This is a genomic window from Burkholderia sp. BCC1998 (assembly GCF_905339875.1).
Lineage (GTDB): Bacteria > Pseudomonadota > Gammaproteobacteria > Burkholderiales > Burkholderiaceae > Burkholderia.
In genome coordinates, this window is the sequence record NZ_CAJPHE010000003.1 from 389,375 (window position 1) to 406,100 (window position 16,726).

Annotated in this window: 17 protein-coding genes; 10 read left to right on the plus strand and 7 right to left on the minus strand. The window is 68.0% G+C overall.

All coding sequences use genetic code 11. The annotated features are described in order from the left end of the window. The first annotated feature begins 57 nt into the window (after window positions 1-57). The 9 genes from mltG to U5A56_RS08065 all read left to right on the plus strand — a co-directional run bounded on the left by mltG (window position 58) and on the right by U5A56_RS08065 (window position 8,620). Window positions 58-1,077: an endolytic transglycosylase MltG gene (gene mltG, locus U5A56_RS08025; RefSeq protein WP_044843652.1), complete on the plus strand. Its 1,020-nt coding sequence runs from the start codon at window positions 58-60 to the stop codon at window positions 1,075-1,077. Next, window positions 1,077-1,697: a dTMP kinase gene (gene tmk, locus U5A56_RS08030; protein WP_321921783.1), complete on the plus strand. Its 621-nt coding sequence runs from the start codon at window positions 1,077-1,079 to the stop codon at window positions 1,695-1,697. The genes mltG and tmk overlap by 1 nt, the downstream gene beginning before the upstream one ends. A gap of 18 nt (window positions 1,698-1,715) precedes the next feature. Beyond that, window positions 1,716-2,744, plus strand: coding sequence for a DNA polymerase III subunit delta' (locus U5A56_RS08035; RefSeq protein WP_044843650.1), 1,029 nt, complete (start codon window positions 1,716-1,718; stop codon window positions 2,742-2,744). A gap of 79 nt (window positions 2,745-2,823) precedes the next feature. Then, window positions 2,824-3,603, plus strand: a complete 780-nt coding sequence (locus tag U5A56_RS08040; protein WP_124486262.1) for a TatD family hydrolase — start codon at window positions 2,824-2,826, stop codon at window positions 3,601-3,603. Between the two features lie 43 nt (window positions 3,604-3,646). Continuing rightward, window positions 3,647-4,357 carry an ankyrin repeat domain-containing protein gene (locus U5A56_RS08045; protein ID WP_321809175.1) on the plus strand — a complete coding sequence of 237 codons (711 nt, stop codon included), beginning with the start codon at window positions 3,647-3,649 and terminating at the stop codon, window positions 4,355-4,357. Window positions 4,358-4,476: 119 nt separating this feature from the next. After that, window positions 4,477-4,833: a Rap1a/Tai family immunity protein gene (locus tag U5A56_RS08050; RefSeq protein WP_044843647.1), complete on the plus strand. Its 357-nt coding sequence runs from the start codon at window positions 4,477-4,479 to the stop codon at window positions 4,831-4,833. Window positions 4,834-4,927: 94 nt separating this feature from the next. Then, on the plus strand, window positions 4,928-6,100 hold the full coding sequence (locus U5A56_RS08055) for a mechanosensitive ion channel family protein (protein WP_044843646.1): 1,173 nt from the start codon (window positions 4,928-4,930) through the stop codon (window positions 6,098-6,100). A 31-nt stretch (window positions 6,101-6,131) separates the two neighbouring features. After that, a complete protein-coding gene (locus tag U5A56_RS08060; RefSeq protein ID WP_321921787.1) occupies window positions 6,132-7,310 on the plus strand; it encodes an AAA family ATPase in 1,179 nt (392 codons plus the stop codon). 245 nt (window positions 7,311-7,555) lie between these two features. After that, window positions 7,556-8,620 carry a glycosyltransferase family 4 protein gene (locus U5A56_RS08065; protein WP_044843644.1) on the plus strand — a complete coding sequence of 355 codons (1,065 nt, stop codon included), beginning with the start codon at window positions 7,556-7,558 and terminating at the stop codon, window positions 8,618-8,620. 99 nt (window positions 8,621-8,719) lie between these two features. On the opposite strand, the gene U5A56_RS08070 is transcribed toward U5A56_RS08065, so the two are convergent. The 3 genes from U5A56_RS08070 to U5A56_RS08080 all read right to left on the minus strand — a co-directional run bounded on the left by U5A56_RS08070 (window position 8,720) and on the right by U5A56_RS08080 (window position 10,607). Further along, the gene (locus U5A56_RS08070) at window positions 8,720-9,307 is read right to left on the minus strand and encodes a YSC84-related protein (RefSeq protein ID WP_044843643.1); all 588 of its coding nucleotides are present in this window, start codon (window positions 9,305-9,307) and stop codon (window positions 8,720-8,722) included. A 230-nt stretch (window positions 9,308-9,537) separates the two neighbouring features. Further along, entirely contained in the window at window positions 9,538-9,996 is a 459-nt protein-coding gene (locus U5A56_RS08075; protein ID WP_124833182.1) for a hypothetical protein, read from the minus strand. Window positions 9,997-10,316: 320 nt separating this feature from the next. Next, complete coding sequence (locus tag U5A56_RS08080) at window positions 10,317-10,607, minus strand: PsiF family protein (protein ID WP_044843641.1); 291 nt, start codon at window positions 10,605-10,607, stop codon at window positions 10,317-10,319. Between the two features lie 263 nt (window positions 10,608-10,870). Between U5A56_RS08080 and U5A56_RS08085 the strand changes: the two genes are divergently transcribed. Further along, entirely contained in the window at window positions 10,871-11,893 is a 1,023-nt protein-coding gene (locus U5A56_RS08085) for an asparaginase (RefSeq protein WP_321921789.1), read from the plus strand. A gap of 211 nt (window positions 11,894-12,104) precedes the next feature. Here the strand turns inward: U5A56_RS08085 and lysM are convergent, their stop codons facing one another. From lysM to gcl, 4 genes are all read right to left on the minus strand, one after another. Continuing rightward, window positions 12,105-12,575 carry a peptidoglycan-binding protein LysM gene (gene lysM / locus U5A56_RS08090; protein ID WP_044843639.1) on the minus strand — a complete coding sequence of 157 codons (471 nt, stop codon included), beginning with the start codon at window positions 12,573-12,575 and terminating at the stop codon, window positions 12,105-12,107. A 460-nt stretch (window positions 12,576-13,035) separates the two neighbouring features. Continuing rightward, window positions 13,036-13,929, minus strand: coding sequence for a 2-hydroxy-3-oxopropionate reductase (locus tag U5A56_RS08095; protein ID WP_321921791.1), 894 nt, complete (start codon window positions 13,927-13,929; stop codon window positions 13,036-13,038). Window positions 13,930-13,970: 41 nt separating this feature from the next. Beyond that, window positions 13,971-14,780: a hydroxypyruvate isomerase gene (hyi, locus tag U5A56_RS08100; protein WP_011657073.1), complete on the minus strand. Its 810-nt coding sequence runs from the start codon at window positions 14,778-14,780 to the stop codon at window positions 13,971-13,973. A 44-nt stretch (window positions 14,781-14,824) separates the two neighbouring features. Further along, window positions 14,825-16,600 carry a glyoxylate carboligase gene (gcl, locus tag U5A56_RS08105; protein ID WP_044843636.1) on the minus strand — a complete coding sequence of 592 codons (1,776 nt, stop codon included), beginning with the start codon at window positions 16,598-16,600 and terminating at the stop codon, window positions 14,825-14,827. Window positions 16,601-16,726 lie beyond the last annotated feature (126 nt).

A 16,726-nucleotide genomic window follows, 5' to 3' on the forward strand; every position in this document is an offset into this window, starting at 1 on the left:
CCTGACTTTGACGGAGGCGAGCAAGTATTATATGGGTCTTACCTGAGTCTCGTTTCCATGTCCCTACTGAAGAAATGCGCCGCGACGGTCGTGGCGCTGGCCGTCGTTGTGGCCGCTGCCGGCGCGGGCGGCGGGTATTACTGGGCGACCCGGCCGCTGCTGCTGGGCGCCGCAACGCTCGACGTCACGATCAAGCCGCGCAGCAGCGTGAAGAGCGTCGCGCTGCAGCTCAAGCACGGCGGCGTGCCGGTCGAGCCGTTCGGCTTCGTCGCGATGACGCGCCTGCTCGGGCTGTCGAGCCGGCTGAAGTCCGGCAACTACGAATTCAAGACCGGCATCACGCCGTACGACGTGCTGCAGAAGATCGCGCGCGGCGACGTGAACGAGTACGTCGCGACGGTGATCGAGGGCTGGACCTTCAAGCGGATGCGCGCGGAACTCGACGGCAATCCCGATCTCGCGCACGCGACGGCCGGCATGAGCGACGCCGAGCTGCTGCGCGCGATCGGCGCCCCCGACAACGCGATCCAGCGCGGCAGCGGCGAAGGGCTGTTCTTCCCCGACACCTACCTGTTCGACAAGGGCACGAGCGACCTGAACATCTACCGGCGTGCGTACCACCTGATGCAGACGCGCCTCGACGAAGCATGGGCCGCGCGCGCGCCGGGGCTGCCGTACAAGACGCCTTACGAAGCGCTGACGATCGCGTCGATCGTCGAAAAGGAAACGGGCCATGCGGCCGATCGCGCGTTCGTCGCGGCGGTGTTCGCGAACCGGCTGCGCATCGGGATGCCGCTGCAGACCGATCCATCGGTGATCTACGGCCTCGGCGACGCGTACGACGGCCGCCTGCGCAAGCGCGACCTGCAGGCCGACACTCCTTACAATACCTATACGCGCCGCGGCCTGCCGCCGACACCGATCGCGCTGCCGGGCGTCGCCTCGCTGCAGGCGGCGATCAATCCGGCGCCGACGAGCGCGCTCTATTTCGTCGCGAAGGGCGATGGCACGAGCGTGTTCTCGGACACGCTCGGCGATCACAACAAGGCCGTGGACAAGTACATACGAGGTCAATAATGCCGAGCGGTAAATTCATCACCTTCGAAGGCATCGACGGGGCGGGGAAGACCACCCACCTGCAATGGTTCTGCGAACGCCTCCAGGCGAGGCTGGCCGCGAGCGGCCGGCAGGTCGTCGTCACCCGCGAGCCGGGCGGCACGCAGCTCGGCGAGAAGCTGCGCGAGGTCCTGCTGAACCAGCCGATGGATCTCGAGACGGAGGCGCTGCTGATGTTCGCCGCGCGTCGCGAGCATCTCGCGCTCGTGATCGAGCCGGCGCTCGCGCGCGGCGACTGGGTCGTGTCCGACCGCTTCACCGACGCGACCTTCGCCTACCAGGGCGGCGGCCGCGGGCTGCCGCGCGACAAGCTCGAGACGCTCGAGCGCTGGGTGCAGGGCGGTTTCCAGCCCGACCTGACAGTGCTGTTCGACGTCGCGCCGCAGGTGGCGAGCGAGCGCCGCGGCGCCGCGCGCATGCCCGACAAGTTCGAAAGCGAATCGGACGCGTTTTTCTCGCGTACCCGCGCCGAATACCTGCGGCGCGCGGAAGAGGCGCCGCACCGCTTCGCGATCGTCGACGCGACGCAGACGATTCCCGAGATCCGCCAGCAGCTCGAACGCGTGCTGGCCGCGCTGTAACACGAAGGAACGCACCCCATGATCTATCCGTGGCAGACCGACGACTGGAACCGCCTGCAGCAACTGCGCGCGCAGTGGCCGCATGCGCTGCTGCTGCACGGCCAGGCCGGGATCGGCAAGCTGCAGTTCGCGCAGCATCTCGCGCAGGGCTTCCTGTGCGAGGCGCCGCAGCCGAACGGCGAGCCGTGCGGCACCTGCGCGGCCTGCACGTGGTTCGCGCAGGGCAACCATCCGGACTACCGGATCGTGCTGCCCGAGGCGCTCGCGGGCGAAGCGCCGGGCGCGGCCGACGACGCGAAGCCGGCCGACGCGGACGACGGCGGCAAGAAGACGCGCGCGCCGAGCAAGGAAATCAAGATCGAGCAGGTGCGTGCGCTGCTCGACTTCTGCGGGGTCGGTTCGCACCGCGGCGGCGCGCGCGTCGTCGTGCTGTATCCGGCCGAGGCGCTGAACGTCGCCGCGTCGAACGCGCTGCTGAAGACGCTGGAGGAGCCGCCGTCAGGCGTCGTGTTCCTGCTGGTGTCGGCGCGCATCGACCGGCTGCTGCCGACCATCATCAGCCGCTGCCGGCAGTGGCCGATGACCGTGCCGGCGCCCGACGCGGCCGCGGCGTGGCTGGCGGCGCAGGGCGTCGACGATGCGCGCGCGCTGCTCGCCGAAGCCGGCGGCGCGCCGCTCGCCGCGCTGGCGCTCGCGAGCGACGAGAACCGCCCGCTGCGCGATTTCACGCTCGGCCAGCTCGCCGCCGGCGCCGCGTGCGATCCGTTCGCGTGCGGCGAGACGCTGCAGAAGCTGCCGGTGCCGCTGGTGCTCGGCTGGCTGCAGCGCTGGCTGTACGATCTGCTCGCGCAGCGGATGGCGGGCGCGCCGCGCTACTTCCCGATGCAGGCGGCCGCGCTCGCGCGTTGCGCGGAAGCCGTCGACGCGAATGCGTTCGCACGCTTCATGAAGGCCGTGACGCGCCAGCGGACGGTCGAGAACCATCCGCTCAACGCCCGGCTCGTCTTCGAGGAACTGTTTCTCGGTTATCGGGAAATGTTCGCGTGAGCGCGTATTGTTTCCTTGAAGAGGGGAAACGGCTGCCGGCGAGCGCATGAGCGCCCGCCTTACGTATTCAGGAAACACGATGTTCGTCGATTCTCACTGCCACATCAATTTCAAGGGTCTCGCCGACCGCCTGCCGGCCGTGCTGGAGAACATGCGCGAGCACGACGTCACGCATGCGCTGTGCGTGTCGGTCGACTTCGAGACGCTGCCCGACGTGCTCGCGATCGCGCAGGCGCACGACAACGTGTACGCGTCGGTCGGCGTGCATCCGGACCACGAGGACGCACGCGAGCCGACGCTCGCGGAACTGATCGAGCTGGCCGCGCACCCGAAAGTCGTCGCGATCGGCGAGACGGGCCTCGACTACTACCGCCTCGAAGGCCGCTCGATCGCCGACATGGAATGGCAGCGCGAACGCTTTCGCACGCATATCCGCGCGGCGACCGCGACGATGAAGCCGCTGATCATCCATACGCGCTCGTCGTCGGAAGACACGCTGCGGATCATGGCCGAGGAACGCGCGGACGTGCCGGGCGGCGTGATGCACTGCTTCACCGAGCCGTGGCCCGTCGCCGAGCAGGCGCTCGCGCAGAACTTCCATATCTCGCTGTCGGGGATCGTCACGTTCAAGAACGCGACCGACGTGCAGGACGTCGCGCGGCGGGTGCCGCTCGAGCGGCTGCTGATCGAGACCGACTCGCCGTACCTCGCGCCGGTGCCGTATCGCGGCAAGCCGAATGAACCTGCGTACGTCAGCCATGTCGGACGCTTTATCGCATCCGAGCGCGGCATCCCCGTCGAGGCGCTGGCCGATGCGACGACCCAGAACTTTTTCCGGCTGTTCAAGATCGCCCGCTAACGACGCGCGCCCAGCCGACAACCCAGGGAAGGAGCCCACAACAATGACGAAGCCGACCACATACCTGCCCAAGCGCGCCCTCGTCGCCGCCGCGCTCGTCGCGAGCGGCCTGTTTGCCGCCGCCGGCGCGCATGCCGAGTCGCTCGACGCGATCGTCAAGGCGGTCAAGTTCGACGACATCGCCGACATCGGCAAGCAGCTCAAGAGCGGCAAGCTCGATCCGAACACGATCGCACCGAACGGTGACCCGCTGCTCGTGATCGCCGCGCGCGAGAAGTCCGACAAGGTCGCCGCGGCGCTCGCCACGACGCCGAACGTCGACCTCGAGAAGGAAGACAAGGCCGGCGAGAACGCGCTGATGCTCGCGTCGCTGAACGGCGACGTCGGGCTCGTCAAGCTGCTGATCGACAAGGGCGCGGAAGTCAGCAAGAAGGGCTGGGCGCCGCTGCACTACGCGGCCACCAACGGCCAGGACGAGGTCGTCAAGGTCCTGCTCGACCACGACGCGTATATCGACACCGCGTCGCCGAACGGCACGACGCCGCTGATGATGGCCGCGCGCGGCAACCACGCGTCGACGGTCAACCTGCTGCTCGACCAGGGCGCCGATCCGCAGGTGAAGAACCAGCTCGGCATCACCGCGCTCGAGTTCGCGCAGCACTACAAGGCGCCGGATGCGATCGACATCCTGAGCAAGCGGACGGTGCGCGTCGGTGCATCGGCGCCGGCAGATGCGCAAAAGAGTGCAAAATGACGGTTTCGGCGCGGTGGCGCAGCGCCCGGCCGGCCGGAATCCGGCCGGCAGCGGGCGTCCGGCCGCCGCGCCGGTCAGCGCAGCAAGCGGCCCGAGGCCGCATTGACATAAGGAACACCATGTTGCGGGCTATGTTTTGTGCCGCGGCGTTTGCCGTGCCGTTGTCGGCGGCGGCTTTCACGGGCGCGGATCTCGACCGGCTGTGCGCGAAGACGGACGTCAAGTCGCGGGCGTCGTGCGCGGCCTACATCGAAGGCGCTGCCGATGGCGTCTACAACACGATCGACGCGATCGGCGGCACCACCGGGCCGCGCGTCGGGCAGTATTTCTGCCTGCCGCCCGACATCCGGGCGCAGCAGATGACCGACGCGGTGCGCAAGTACATCGCGGAGAACCCGAAGCTGGCCGACTACAACGCGAGCACCGCGGTGTCGCTCGGTCTCGGCAAGGCATTCCCCTGCAAGGGCGGCAGTTGATCTGACACCGGGTCCGGGCGCGCGCTGCCCGGACGTCGCCGACGCATCCAGGACGAGGCCGCCGCGCCTCATAACCGAAGCATCCCGGGCGCCGATGAATTCAATCGAGGAATTGCAGCGCATCGCCGATGCGCCGTTGCATTCGTGGTCCGGCACGCTGATCGTGTCGGTCATGGTCGTGCTGGTCGTCGTGATCGTGCACCGTCTCGGCGCACGCATCGTCAAGCGCATCGCGCAGCCGTATCCGCTGATGAGCGTGATCCTGCGCTACATCGACAAACCTTCGCTCGTCACGCTCGCGCTGCTTGCGCTCGAATTCCTGTGGATCCAGACCGACGAAGGCATGTCGTTCGTGGGCGGGATGCGCGCCGCGGCCGCGGTCGGCTCCATCGTATCGCTGACCTGGCTGCTGGTGCGGCTCGCGGCCGGCGTCGGCGACGCGATCATCCAGGCCCATCCGATGGATGCGGCCGACAACCTCCACGCGCGGCGCGTCCACACGCAGGCCAAGGTGCTCGTGCGGACCGTCATGGTGCTGATCGTGGTCATCGGCACGGGCGCCGCGCTGATGACGTTCCCGAACGTGCGCCAGGTCGGTGCGAGCCTGCTGGCGTCGGCCGGCGTCGCCGGCCTCGTCGCCGGTATCGCCGCGCGGCCGGTGCTCGGCAACCTGATCGCCGGGCTGCAGATCGCGCTCACGCAGCCGATCCGGCTCGACGACGTCGTCGTGATCCAGGGCGAGTGGGGCCGCATCGAGGAAATCACCGGCTCGTTCGTGTCGGTGCGGCTGTGGGACCAGCGCAGGCTGGTCGTCCCGTTGCAGTGGATCATCGAAAACCCGTTCACGAACTGGACGCGCCACAGCTCGGAGATCATCGGCACGGTCTACCTGTCGGTCGACTACCGCACGCCGCTCGCGCCGCTGCGCGAGGAGCTCGCGCGGCTCGTCCATGCGGCGCCCGAGTGGGACGGCCGCGTGCAGGTGCTGCAGGTGACCGATGCCACCGAGCGCACGATGCAGTTGCGCGCGCTCGTCAGTGCGGCCGACTCGTCGGCGTGCTGGGATCTGCGTTGCCGCGTGCGCGAGGGTTTGATCGCGTACCTGCAGGCGCGTTTCCCGCAATGCCTGCCGCGCAGCCGGATGGAACTGTATCCGCACGATTCGGCGCCGGGCGAGCCGAGCCCCGAACGGCCGCACGCGCGGCCGCCCGCCGCCAGCACGGCGGCCAACACCGCGGCCGATCCGAAGGCCACCGAAGGCCGCTGAACGCGCGCCGGTACCTGCTGCCATCACCTCCATGACCGCGCTGAAGACGCTTGCCATCGCCAACTACCGCTCGCTGCGCGAGCTGATCGTGCCGCTCGCGGCGCTCACCGTCGTCACCGGGCCGAACGGCAGCGGCAAGTCGAGCGTGTACCGTGCGCTGCGGCTGCTTGCCGACACCGCGCAGGGCCGCGTGATTCCGTCGCTCGCGCGCGAAGGCGGGCTGCCGTCGACGCTGTGGGCCGGCCCCGAGCGCTTTTCGCGCGCGATGCTGAGCGGCGACACGCCGGTGACCGGCACGGTGCGCAACGGACCGGTGAGCCTCAAGCTCGGCTTCGCCGGCGACGATTTCGGTTACGCGATCGATCTCGGCCTGCCGGTGAAGAACGATGCGTCGATGTTTCGTCTCGATCCGGTCGTGAAGCGCGAATGCATCTGGGGCGGCGCGCTGCTGCGGCCGTCGACGCTGCTGGTCGACCGCCAGGGCGCGCAGATTCGCGCGCGCGGCGGGTCGGGCGACTGGCACACGGTGCCGCAGCCGGTCGCGAGCTTCGACAGCATGATGACCGAGTTCGCCGATCCGGTCGGCGCGCCGGAGATGATCGCGGTGCGCGAGCGGATCCGGTCGTGGCGCTTCTACGATCATTTCCGGACCGATGCGCAGGCGCCGGCCCGGCAGTCGCAGATCGGCACCCACACGCCGGTGCTGGCGGACGACGGCGCCGACCTGGCCGCCGCGCTGCAGACGATCCGCGAAATCGGGGATGCCGCCGCGCTCGACGCGGCGATCGACGACGCGTTCCCCGGCGCATCGATCGACATCGACAATCCGGGCGGGCGCGGCCGCTTCGACGTGCTGATGCGCCAGCCGGGGCTGCTGCGGCCGCTGTCGGCGGCCGAACTGTCGGACGGCACGCTGCGCTACCTGCTGCTCGCGGCCGCGCTGCTGACGCCGCGCCCGCCCGCGCTGATGGTGCTGAACGAACCGGAGACGAGCCTGCACCCCGATCTGCTGCCGGCGCTCGGCCGCCTGATCGCGCAGGCTGCGCAGCATTCGCAGGTGCTGGTCGTGTCGCACGCCGCGCGGCTCATCGCGACGCTCGAACGCGAGGCCGGCTGCGAGTCGCTGGTGCTCGACAAGCAGCTTGGCGCCACCGTGCTCGTCGATGCGGACACGCGCGACCTGCCGCCGTGGAAGTGGCCGTCGCGCTGACGGGCAACGCGGTGCGCGCGCGGCCGCGTCGGCGGCATGCCACCGGCAGCCCGCCGTCGGGCCCGCGGCGCGAATGTATCCTGTCTGTAACAACACCCATAAAATGAAAGCCCGGTGCTTCCGGGCATCGGGATCGCGAATAATAATGAGATATCCGGCCGGCGCGATGCCGGCCGTGCGCTGCACGGAGGGGGTTGTGCGCCAGCCCCCGTGCCGGCCGACCGAGGACACAGGAGACGTGGACCATGAGAATTGCCCAGATCGCCCCGCTGACCGAATCCGTGCCGCCGAAGCTGTACGGCGGCACGGAGCGCGTCGTGTCCTACATCACCGAGGCGCTCGTCGACCTCGGTCATGACGTGACGCTGTTCGCCAGCGGCGATTCGACGACCCGGGCCAGGCTCGAACCGGTATGGCCGCGCGCGCTGCGGCTCGATGCGTCGATCCGCGACCGCGTCGCACCGCACATGCTGCTGATGGAGACGGTCGCGCGCCGCGCGAAGGACTTCGACGTGCTCCATTTCCACATGGACTACTACTCGTTTTCGGTCTTCAACCGGCAGGACACGCCGTTCGTGACGACGCTGCACGGCCGGCTCGACCTGCCCGAGCAGCAGCCGGTGTTCGACACGTTCAACACCGCGCCGGTGATCTCGATCTCGAATTCGCAGCGCCAGCCGCTGCCGCAGGCGAAATGGCAGACGACCGTGTACCACGGGCTGCCCGACACGCTGTATCTGCCGCAACCCGTCGAGCCGCGCTATCTCGCGTTCCTCGGCCGCATCTCGCCGGAGAAGCGGGTCGACACCGCGATCCGCATCGCGCACCAGTGCGGGCTGCCGATCAGGATCGCCGCGAAGATCGACGCGGCGGACCAGGAGTACTTCGAACGGGAGATCAAGCCGCTGTTCGCACTGCCGCACGTCGAATACATCGGCGAGATCGCCGACCACGAGAAGGCAGAATTCCTGTCGGGCGCGCATGCGCTGCTGTTTCCGATCGACTGGCCGGAGCCGTTCGGGCTGGTGATGATCGAGGCGATGTCGTGCGGCACGCCGGTGATCGCGTTCAATCGCGGCGCGGTGCCGGAGGTGGTGGACGAGGGCGTGTCGGGCTTCATCGTCGAGGACGAGATCAGCGCGGTGGCCGCCGTGAACCGGCTGCACCTGCTGCCGCGCGCACGCGTGCGGCGGCGCTTCGAGGAGCGCTTCACGTCGCGGCGGATGGCGCAGCAGTACGTCGACGTGTACCAGTCGCTGATTCGTGCGCAAAAGCGCTCGCGCTTCAAGGTGATCGATTCGACGACCTGACGCGCGGCGGGTGCGGATAAAAGAACGGCGATGTCCGCGAGGACATCGCCGTTTGCACATCGCCCGCGCGCGGTGCGCACGGACGAGGACGCCGCGGCGTCAGATCTTCAGCTTCGTGACCTTCGTGCCGTTGATCGACACGTCGCCCATCAGGCCGGCGTTGGTCAGCACGATGACCTGGACCGGCGCGGTGGCCGTGTTGGAGTCGACCGCGCCGTTCGCGCCCATCTTCACGAGCGCGACCGATGCGCCGGCGCCGGCAGCCCAGCCGTCCGAGCCGCGGAATTCGTCGAGCGCTTCCTGCGTCATGAACAGGAACACGATCGCCTTCGACTGCGCACCGGCCTGCAGGCCGACCGACAGCGACGACGTGTTGTAGTAGCCGACCGTGCTGCCGCCGACGCGCAGCGCGCCGTTGCCCGACTGGCCGCCGACGATGAAGCCGGCCTGCAGCACGTCCGGGAACACGAGCACGCCGCGCGATTTCGCGACGAGTTCACGCGAACCCTTGACCGTGGAATACATGCGCGACAGCGTGGCGTCGACGCTCGAATCGATCGCCTGACGCTTCGACGCGTTGGTCGCGGCGTTGTCGGGCTTGTCGGGGGTAGTGGTGCAACCGGTGAGCGCAAGGCTGCCGACGACGAGCGCAGCGGCGGCTTTCAGCACAAGGTTCCGTTTTTGCATCGTTCTTCTCCATCGGATGACGTTCGGAGTGAGTCTCGCTCACGGAGCGGATCACGTCGGCAGTTATATCACAACGGATTACAACCCCATTTCGTGCGCGCATGAAAAGGCGCCGAATCGTTTTGCGGTGTCGCGGCGCACCAACGGACGGACCGGCGCGCGCACGGCGATATGTCGCTACATCGCGCGACGGCCGGGGTCGGTGGAAAGGCGGTGCGGGCAGGGGCAGGTCAGTGTGTGACGGGCGGCGCCGGCGGGGTCGGCGGCTTGATCGGCGGGCGCCGCAACGCGCGGCGGATCAGCGCGATCACGACCCCGCACGCGAACAGGAAGGCGGCCGGCACGACCCAGTAGCCGACGAACGCGTGCCACAGATAACCGGCGAGCGTGTTGCGGCGCACGACGTATTCGTCGCGGGCCGCCTGCTGGCGTGCCGCGTTGGCGGCCAGCACGTCGGCCGGGCAGCCGGCCGCGCGCGCCGCGTCAGGATCGCCGTGGCACTTCGCGGCGGCGCCGGCCGCCTGCTGCGCATCGGTGAGCTGCCAGGTGGTCAGCGCGAGTTGCAGGTCGGCCTTGTTGTACGCCATTTCCTCGCGGATCTCGCGCACGGCGACGATCGCGACGGGCACGGCCCAGAACACGATCACGATCAGCCAGCGGCGGAACCAGCGGTGTTGTCTCCATGCCATCCATGCCTCCGTTTGACGCGGTGTGCGCGTCCGTCTCGAGGGCGGCCCGATGGCGCTTCTTGTACTTGGGTGGGCCGCGTTGCAGCCATCATAGAAGAAATCGCGGCGAATTGCCGCACCATATGGCGGCATTTGTACGGCGTGCTGGGGAAGCGGGGCGGGCAGGCGGCGCAGCAGGTCGCGACGACGGCAGCGACGGTGCCGCCGGCCGGCGCGGCGACGCATTCCACGTCATCCCGTGCGTCGATGCGCGTGCAACGAAAACAAAAATGCCGCGCCCGCCGAAGCGGTGCGCGGCATTCGTGCGGGAGCGCGGGAACTCAGGCGGCCGGCTGGCTGCTCAGGCAGCTCTTCATGAACGCCTTGCGGTCGTCGCCCTTCTTGTCGGCGGCCTGCGTGTTGCACGCCTTCATCTTTTCCTGCTGCGACATCTTCTTCGCGGGCTTGGCCGACAGGCAGTCCTTCATGAACGCCTTGCGTTCATCGCCCGTCTTGCCGGCGGCCTGCGTGTTACAGGCCTTCATCTTGTCCTGCTGGCTGTTCGCCGCGAAAGCGGGGGAAGCCAGCATGCCGCCGAGAAGCACTGCGGCTACGAGCGATTGGATTTTCATTTCGACACTCCCATGGGGTGAATTGCGTTTTATATCGACGCCGTCACGAAGCCCGGCGCAACGGGAACAGGGCCACATCACGCCGCGCGCTCCGATTATGGCAAATCAATGTGAAAACACCAAAACGGCATTCCTATAACGCGGCGGGCGACGTGGCCGTTGACGGCGTGCGTCCCGCGGCGATCGGGACTAACCATGATGCGCAGCGTCCGGTGCCGGCCGTATCTACCGGATGCCGGCCGCGAGCCATTACAATCGCGGCCATGAATACTCCGAACCCCGCATCCCCTTCGTCCGCGCCGGCCCTGCCGCGCATCGCCGTACTCGCCACCGGCGGCACGATCGCCGGCGCCGCGCCCGACGCCGCCAGCACGGCCGGCTATCAGGCCGGCGCGCTCGGCGTCAATTTCCTGCTCGACGCGGTGCCGGCGCTCGCGTCGGTCGCGCGCATCGATGCCGAGCAGGTCGCCAGCATCGACAGCAAGGATCTCGCGCTGCCGCTGTGGAATACGCTCGCCGCGCGCATCGACGCGCTGATGGCCGATCCGGCGATCGACGGCATCGTGATCACCCACGGCACGGACACGCTCGAGGAAACCGCCTACGCGCTGCATCTGGTCGTGACCGGCGACAAGCCGGTCGTGCTGACGGCCGCGATGCGGCCGGCCACCGCGCTGTCGTCCGACGGCCCGCTGAACCTGCTGAACGCGGTGACCGTCGCCGCTCACCCGGCCGCGCGCGGGCAGGGCGTGCTCGTCGCGTTCAACAACCGGATCCACGGCGCGCGCGACGTCGTGAAGACGAGCACCTACGCGGTCGATGCGTTCCAGTCGCCGGAACTGGGCGCGCTCGGCTGGGTGCAGGACGGCCGCGTCGAATTCGCGCGCCGCGTGACGCGCGCGCCCGATGCGCGACTGGCGATCGCCGCGGCGTGGCCGCCGGTCGAAGTCGTCGCGAGCTATGCGGGCGTGACGCGCACGGCCGTCGATGCGCTCGTCGCGGCCGGCGTGCGCGGCCTCGTCGTCGCGGGCACCGGCAACGGGTCGATCCATGCGACGCTGCAGGCGGCGCTCGCCGATGCGGTGAAGGCGGGCGTCGCCGTGGTGCGTGCGTCGCGCGTCGGCTCGGGGCACGTGATGCGCAACGGCGCCGCGAACGACGACGCGCTCGGTTTCGTGAGCGCCGGGTCGCTGAGCCCGTTCAAGGCACGCGTGCTGCTGATGCTCGCGCTCGCGAACGGGATTCACGGGCGCGACGCGCTGCAACGCGCATTCGACACGCTGTGACCGCTGGCCGCCGATCGGGCGGCGCGCGGCGTGGATGAAAAAGCGGCGCCTCGTGAACGGTTTGCGCGGCGGATTCGACTGCTTGCCCCGCGGCGAGCCTGCAACCCTGATGCCAAAAAGACGAAACCCCACGCTCCGAAAAGCGTGGGGTTCGTCAGCAGTCCGGGCAGGCCGTTGGCCTGCCTTTTTTGCGTCAGTGCCGCGCGAATGCTCAGGACTGCGGCGGAATCACGAGCTTCTGGCCCGGATAGATCCGGTCCGGGCTCGACAGCATCGGCTTGTTCGCCTCGAAGATCGCCGGGTACTTGTTCGCGTCGCCGTACACTTCCTTCGCGATCGCCGACAGCGTGTCGCCCGGCTTCACGTCGTGGTACTGAACTTCCTGATCATCCGGCTGCAGGTCGTCGTCGTTGACGCCCGCGACGCCTTGCACGTTGCCGGCCGCGACCTTGACCTTCGCCTTCGTGTCGAGATCGGCGACGCTGCCCGACAGCGTGACGGTGCGCGACGCGCCGTCGAACGCGACGCTCAGGTTCGACGTGTCGAGACCTTGCGTGCCGATGTAGTTCTTGATCGCGTCGGCCGCGGTCTGGTTCGCGGCATTCGGATCTTCCGCTGCTTGCGCATCGGCGTGACCCAGCAGTTTTTCACCCGCCTCTTTGATAAACGAAAGAAGACCCATCGCTGCACTCCCTAGGTGGTTGAAAAGAAAACGCGCCGTGAAGTGGCGAAAAAAACACCGCGCTGGGCGCGCTCACCGGAGCGAGCGCCAAGCGCGGCGGTTTTCTCGAAAGGCGTGGCGAAAGTGTAGGCGTTCAGCGCGACGATTGCATGAAAAATCGCACGCTTGAACGTAAAGAAATGTAATACGCGAAATCCGACAGGCGGACACCCGACGACGACGTCTGACCGACCAAGGCTTCCCCGGCGCCGCCGGGTGCCGCTGCGGACCCCACCACGCCGCTCTCAGCCCAGAGCGGCGTTTTTCGCCCCGTCGCGCACGCGTTTCGGCGATACGCGGCGGGGCGCCCCACCGTGATGCGCGCATCGTCGCGCATCGATGCGACCGGCCGTGACCGGATCGCGTGTATTCGTCGCGCGCGTTCCGCCGTTGCAGCGAAACGCGCGCCGTTGCGTCCGCGTTACGCGGCCGGCGTCTGGCCGATCTCGAAGTTCGACATGATCTCGAGCGCACGCACGAGTGCCGAGTGATCCCATGCCTTGCCGCCGTGCGAGGCGCACACGCTGAACAGCTGCTGCGCGCTCGCCGTGTGCGGCAGCGCGAGGCCGAGCTTGCGCGCGCCGTCGAGCGCGAGGTTCAGGTCCTTCTGGTGCAGCTCGATGCGGAAGCCCGGATCGAACGTGCGCTTGGTCATGCGCGCGCCGTGTACTTCGAGGATGCGCGAGGCGGCGAAGCCGCCCATCAGCGCCTGGCGCACGCGCTCCGGATCGGCGCCCGAGCGTGCGGCGAACAGCAGCGCTTCGCCGACCGCCTCGATGTTCAGCGCGACGATGATCTGGTTCGCGACCTTGCAGGTCTGGCCCGCGCCGTTCTCGCCGACGAGCGTGATGTTCTTGCCCATCTTCTCGAACAGCGGCTTCGCGCGTTCGAACGCCTTCTCCGGGCCGCCGACCATGATCGTCAGCGTCGCTTCGCGCGCGCCGACTTCGCCGCCGGACACCGGCGCGTCGAGGTAGTCGCAGCCGAGCGCGTTGATCTGCTTCGCGAATTCCTGCGTGTCGAGCGGCGAGATCGAGCTCATGTCGATCACGAGCTTGCCGGCGCTCAGGCCCTTCGCGACGCCGTCGTCGGCGAACAGCACGTTACGCACGTCCGGCGTGTCCGGCACCATCGCGATGATGATGTCGGCGTGCTGCGCGACTTCGGTCGAGTTCGCGACGACCTTCGCACTCGCGCGCAGGTCGTCGGGGATCGGGAACGCACCGTTCACGACGAGCTGATGATCGCCCTTGAGCAGGTTGCGCGCCATGTGCGCGCCCATGATGCCGAGGCCGATGAAACCGATGGTTGCCATGTGAAAGTCTCCTATAGGGCTGAAAACGGGAAGAGCGGATCTCAGGCGGCGCGACGCGCCGAGCCCGGTGCGCAGCCGGCGACGCTTTGCAGCCAGCCGAGCCCTTCCGTCGTGGTGGTGCGGGGCTTGTATTCGCAGCCGACGTAGCCGGCATAGCCCAGCCGGTCGAGCAGCGCGAACAGGAACGCATAGTTGATCTCGCCCGTGCCCGGCTCGTTGCGGCCCGGGTTGTCCGCGAGCTGGACGTGGCCGATCGAGGCGAGGTTGCGTTCGATCGTCGCGGCCAGTTCGCCTTCCATGCGCTGCATGTGATAGATGTCGTACTGCAGGAACAGGTTGTCCGAGCCGACCGCGCGGATCACGTCGAGCCCTTCGGACGAGCGGTTCAGCGCGAAGCCCGGGATGTCGAAGCTGTTGCACGGCTCGACCAGCAGGCGGATGCCTTCGCGCTTCAGTGCGTCGGCGGCGAAGCGCAGGTTGTCGACGATCGTGACGAAGGTCTTGTCGCGCGCGGTGCTCGCCGACGGGATGCCGACGAGGCAGTTCAGTTGCGGCACCTTGAGCGCCTTCGCGTACTCGATCGCACGGCCGACACCTTCCTGGAACTCGCCGACACGATCGGGCAGGCACGCGATGCCGCGCTCGCCCTGGTCCCAGTTGCCGGCCGGCAGGTTGTGCAGCACGAGGCGCAGGCGGTGCGTCTCGAGCCGCTCGGCGAGTTCCTCTTTCGCGTACGGGTACGGGAACAGGAACTCGACGGCGTCGAAGCCCGCGTCCGCGGCCGCCTTGAAGCGGTCGAGGAACGGCACTTCGTTGAACAGCATGGTCAGGTTTGCAGCAAACTTCGGCATGAGCTAAGCCTCTTCGGTCGGTCAGTCAAAAAATGGCGTGCGGATCAGTCGAGCATCGAGATCGCGGTCGGTGCGTGCTCGGCCTTTTCGGCGAGCTCCTCGAATTCGTTGATCGCGTCGATTTCGGTGCCCATCGAGATGTTCGTCACGCGCTCGAGGATCACTTCGACGACCACCGGCACGCTGAATTCTTCCGCGAGCGTTTGCGCCTGGCGCAGCGCCGGCTCGATCTCTTCCGGCTTGAACACGCGCAGCGCCTTGCAGCCGAGGCCTTCGGCCACCGCCACGTGATCGACGCCATAGCCGTTCAGCTCCGGTGCGTTGACGTTGTCGAACGCGAGCTGCACGCAGTAGTCCATGTCGAACGCGCGCTGGGCCTGGCGGATCAGGCCGAGGTACGAGTTGTTCACGACGACGTGCACGTACGGCAGCTTGAATTGCGCGCCGGCGGCCAGTTCCTCGATCATGAACTGGAAGTCGTAGTCGCCCGACAGCGCGACGATCGGACGGCGCGGGTCGGCCGCACGCACGCCGAGCGCGGCGGGGATCGTCCAGCCGAGCGGGCCGGCCTGGCCGCAGTTGATCCAGTTGCGTGCCTTGAACACGTGCAGGAACTGCGCGGCTGCGATCTGCGACAGGCCGATCGTGCTGACGTAGCAGGTATCGCGGCCGAACACCTTGTTCATCTCTTCGTACACGCGCTGCGGCTTGACCGGCACGTTGTCGAAATGGGTCTTGCGCTGCAGCGTGCGCTTGCGTTCCTGGCACTCGGACACCCACGCGCTGCGGTCCTTCAGCTTGCCGGCGGCCTTCCATTCCTGCGCGACCGCGACGAACAGCTCGAGTGCGGCCTTCGCGTCGGACACGATGCCGAGATCCGGGCCGAACACGCGGCCGATCTGCGTCGGTTCGATGTCGACGTGCACGAACTTGCGGCCCTTCGTGTAGACCTCGACGCTGCCCGTGTGGCGGTTTGCCCAGCGGTTGCCGATGCCGAGCACGAAGTCGGACGCGAGCATCGTCGCGTTGCCGTAGCGATGCGACGTCTGCAGGCCGACCATGCCGGCCATCAGCGGGTGGTCGTCCGGAATCGCGCCCCACGACATCAGCGTCGGGATCACCGGCACGCCGATCGTTTCGGCGAATTGCACGAGCAGGTCTTCGGCCGCTGCGTTGAGCACGCCGCCGCCCGACACGATCAGCGGCTTGTCCGCGTCGTTGAGCATCGCGAGCGCCTTCTCGATCTGCGCGCGGGTCGCCGCGGGCTTGTAGACCGGCAGCGGTTCGTACGTGTCGATGTCGAACTCGATTTCGGCGAGCTGCACGTCGATCGGCAGGTCGACCAGCACCGGGCCCGGACGGCCCGAGCGCATCAGGTGGAACGCCTGCTGGAACACGCGCGGCACGAGCGCCGGCTCGCGCACGGTGACGGCCCACTTGGTGACGGGCTTCGCGATCGACTCGATGTCGACGGCCTGGAAGTCTTCCTTGTACAGGCGCGCACGCGGCGCCTGGCCCGTGATCGCGAGGATCGGAATCGAGTCGGCCGATGCCGAGTAGAGGCCGGTGATCATGTCGGTGCCGGCGGGGCCCGACGTGCCGATGCACACGCCGATGTTGCCCGGTGCGGCACGCGTGAAGCCTTCGGCCATGTGCGACGCGCCTTCGACGTGGCGCGCCAGCACGTGGCTGATGCCGCCCGACTTGCGCATCGCGGAATAGAACGGGTTGATTGCTGCGCCCGGCACGCCGAACGCGGTCTGGATGCCTTCCTTCTCGAGCACGAGTACGGCTGCGTCGACGGCTCTCATCTTGGCCATGAATGTCTCCTTGGATAGTTGGATCTTGCGAATCGGTCTGTTGGGAACACTTTAGGGACGCAAGAAAGGTTTGATAAGATCAGCCGAAGTCGCTTATTTCGAAACTAAAAGTATGGAATGACGGCC

What these genes read in the sequence shown, in the direction of transcription:
- U5A56_RS08095 (WP_321921791.1), bottom strand. Translation starts at nt 13,929, where the DNA reads ATGGCAACCATCGGTTTCATCGGCCTCGGCATCATGGGCGCGCACATG.
- U5A56_RS08085 (WP_321921789.1), top strand. Translation starts at nt 10,871, where the DNA reads ATGAATACTCCGAACCCCGCATCCCCTTCGTCCGCGCCGGCCCTGCCG.
- U5A56_RS08075 (WP_124833182.1), bottom strand. Translation starts at nt 9,996, where the DNA reads ATGGCATGGAGACAACACCGCTGGTTCCGCCGCTGGCTGATCGTGATC.
- U5A56_RS08040 (WP_124486262.1), top strand. Translation starts at nt 2,824, where the DNA reads ATGTTCGTCGATTCTCACTGCCACATCAATTTCAAGGGTCTCGCCGAC.
- hyi (WP_011657073.1), bottom strand. Translation starts at nt 14,780, where the DNA reads ATGCCGAAGTTTGCTGCAAACCTGACCATGCTGTTCAACGAAGTGCCG.
- U5A56_RS08065 (WP_044843644.1), top strand. Translation starts at nt 7,556, where the DNA reads ATGAGAATTGCCCAGATCGCCCCGCTGACCGAATCCGTGCCGCCGAAG.
- U5A56_RS08060 (WP_321921787.1), top strand. Translation starts at nt 6,132, where the DNA reads ATGACCGCGCTGAAGACGCTTGCCATCGCCAACTACCGCTCGCTGCGC.
- U5A56_RS08045 (WP_321809175.1), top strand. Translation starts at nt 3,647, where the DNA reads ATGACGAAGCCGACCACATACCTGCCCAAGCGCGCCCTCGTCGCCGCC.
- gcl (WP_044843636.1), bottom strand. Translation starts at nt 16,600, where the DNA reads ATGGCCAAGATGAGAGCCGTCGACGCAGCCGTACTCGTGCTCGAGAAG.
- U5A56_RS08070 (WP_044843643.1), bottom strand. Translation starts at nt 9,307, where the DNA reads ATGCAAAAACGGAACCTTGTGCTGAAAGCCGCCGCTGCGCTCGTCGTC.
- mltG (WP_044843652.1), top strand. Translation starts at nt 58, where the DNA reads ATGTCCCTACTGAAGAAATGCGCCGCGACGGTCGTGGCGCTGGCCGTC.
- tmk (WP_321921783.1), top strand. Translation starts at nt 1,077, where the DNA reads ATGCCGAGCGGTAAATTCATCACCTTCGAAGGCATCGACGGGGCGGGG.
- U5A56_RS08035 (WP_044843650.1), top strand. Translation starts at nt 1,716, where the DNA reads ATGATCTATCCGTGGCAGACCGACGACTGGAACCGCCTGCAGCAACTG.
- U5A56_RS08055 (WP_044843646.1), top strand. Translation starts at nt 4,928, where the DNA reads ATGAATTCAATCGAGGAATTGCAGCGCATCGCCGATGCGCCGTTGCAT.
- lysM (WP_044843639.1), bottom strand. Translation starts at nt 12,575, where the DNA reads ATGGGTCTTCTTTCGTTTATCAAAGAGGCGGGTGAAAAACTGCTGGGT.
- U5A56_RS08080 (WP_044843641.1), bottom strand. Translation starts at nt 10,607, where the DNA reads ATGAAAATCCAATCGCTCGTAGCCGCAGTGCTTCTCGGCGGCATGCTG.
- U5A56_RS08050 (WP_044843647.1), top strand. Translation starts at nt 4,477, where the DNA reads ATGTTGCGGGCTATGTTTTGTGCCGCGGCGTTTGCCGTGCCGTTGTCG.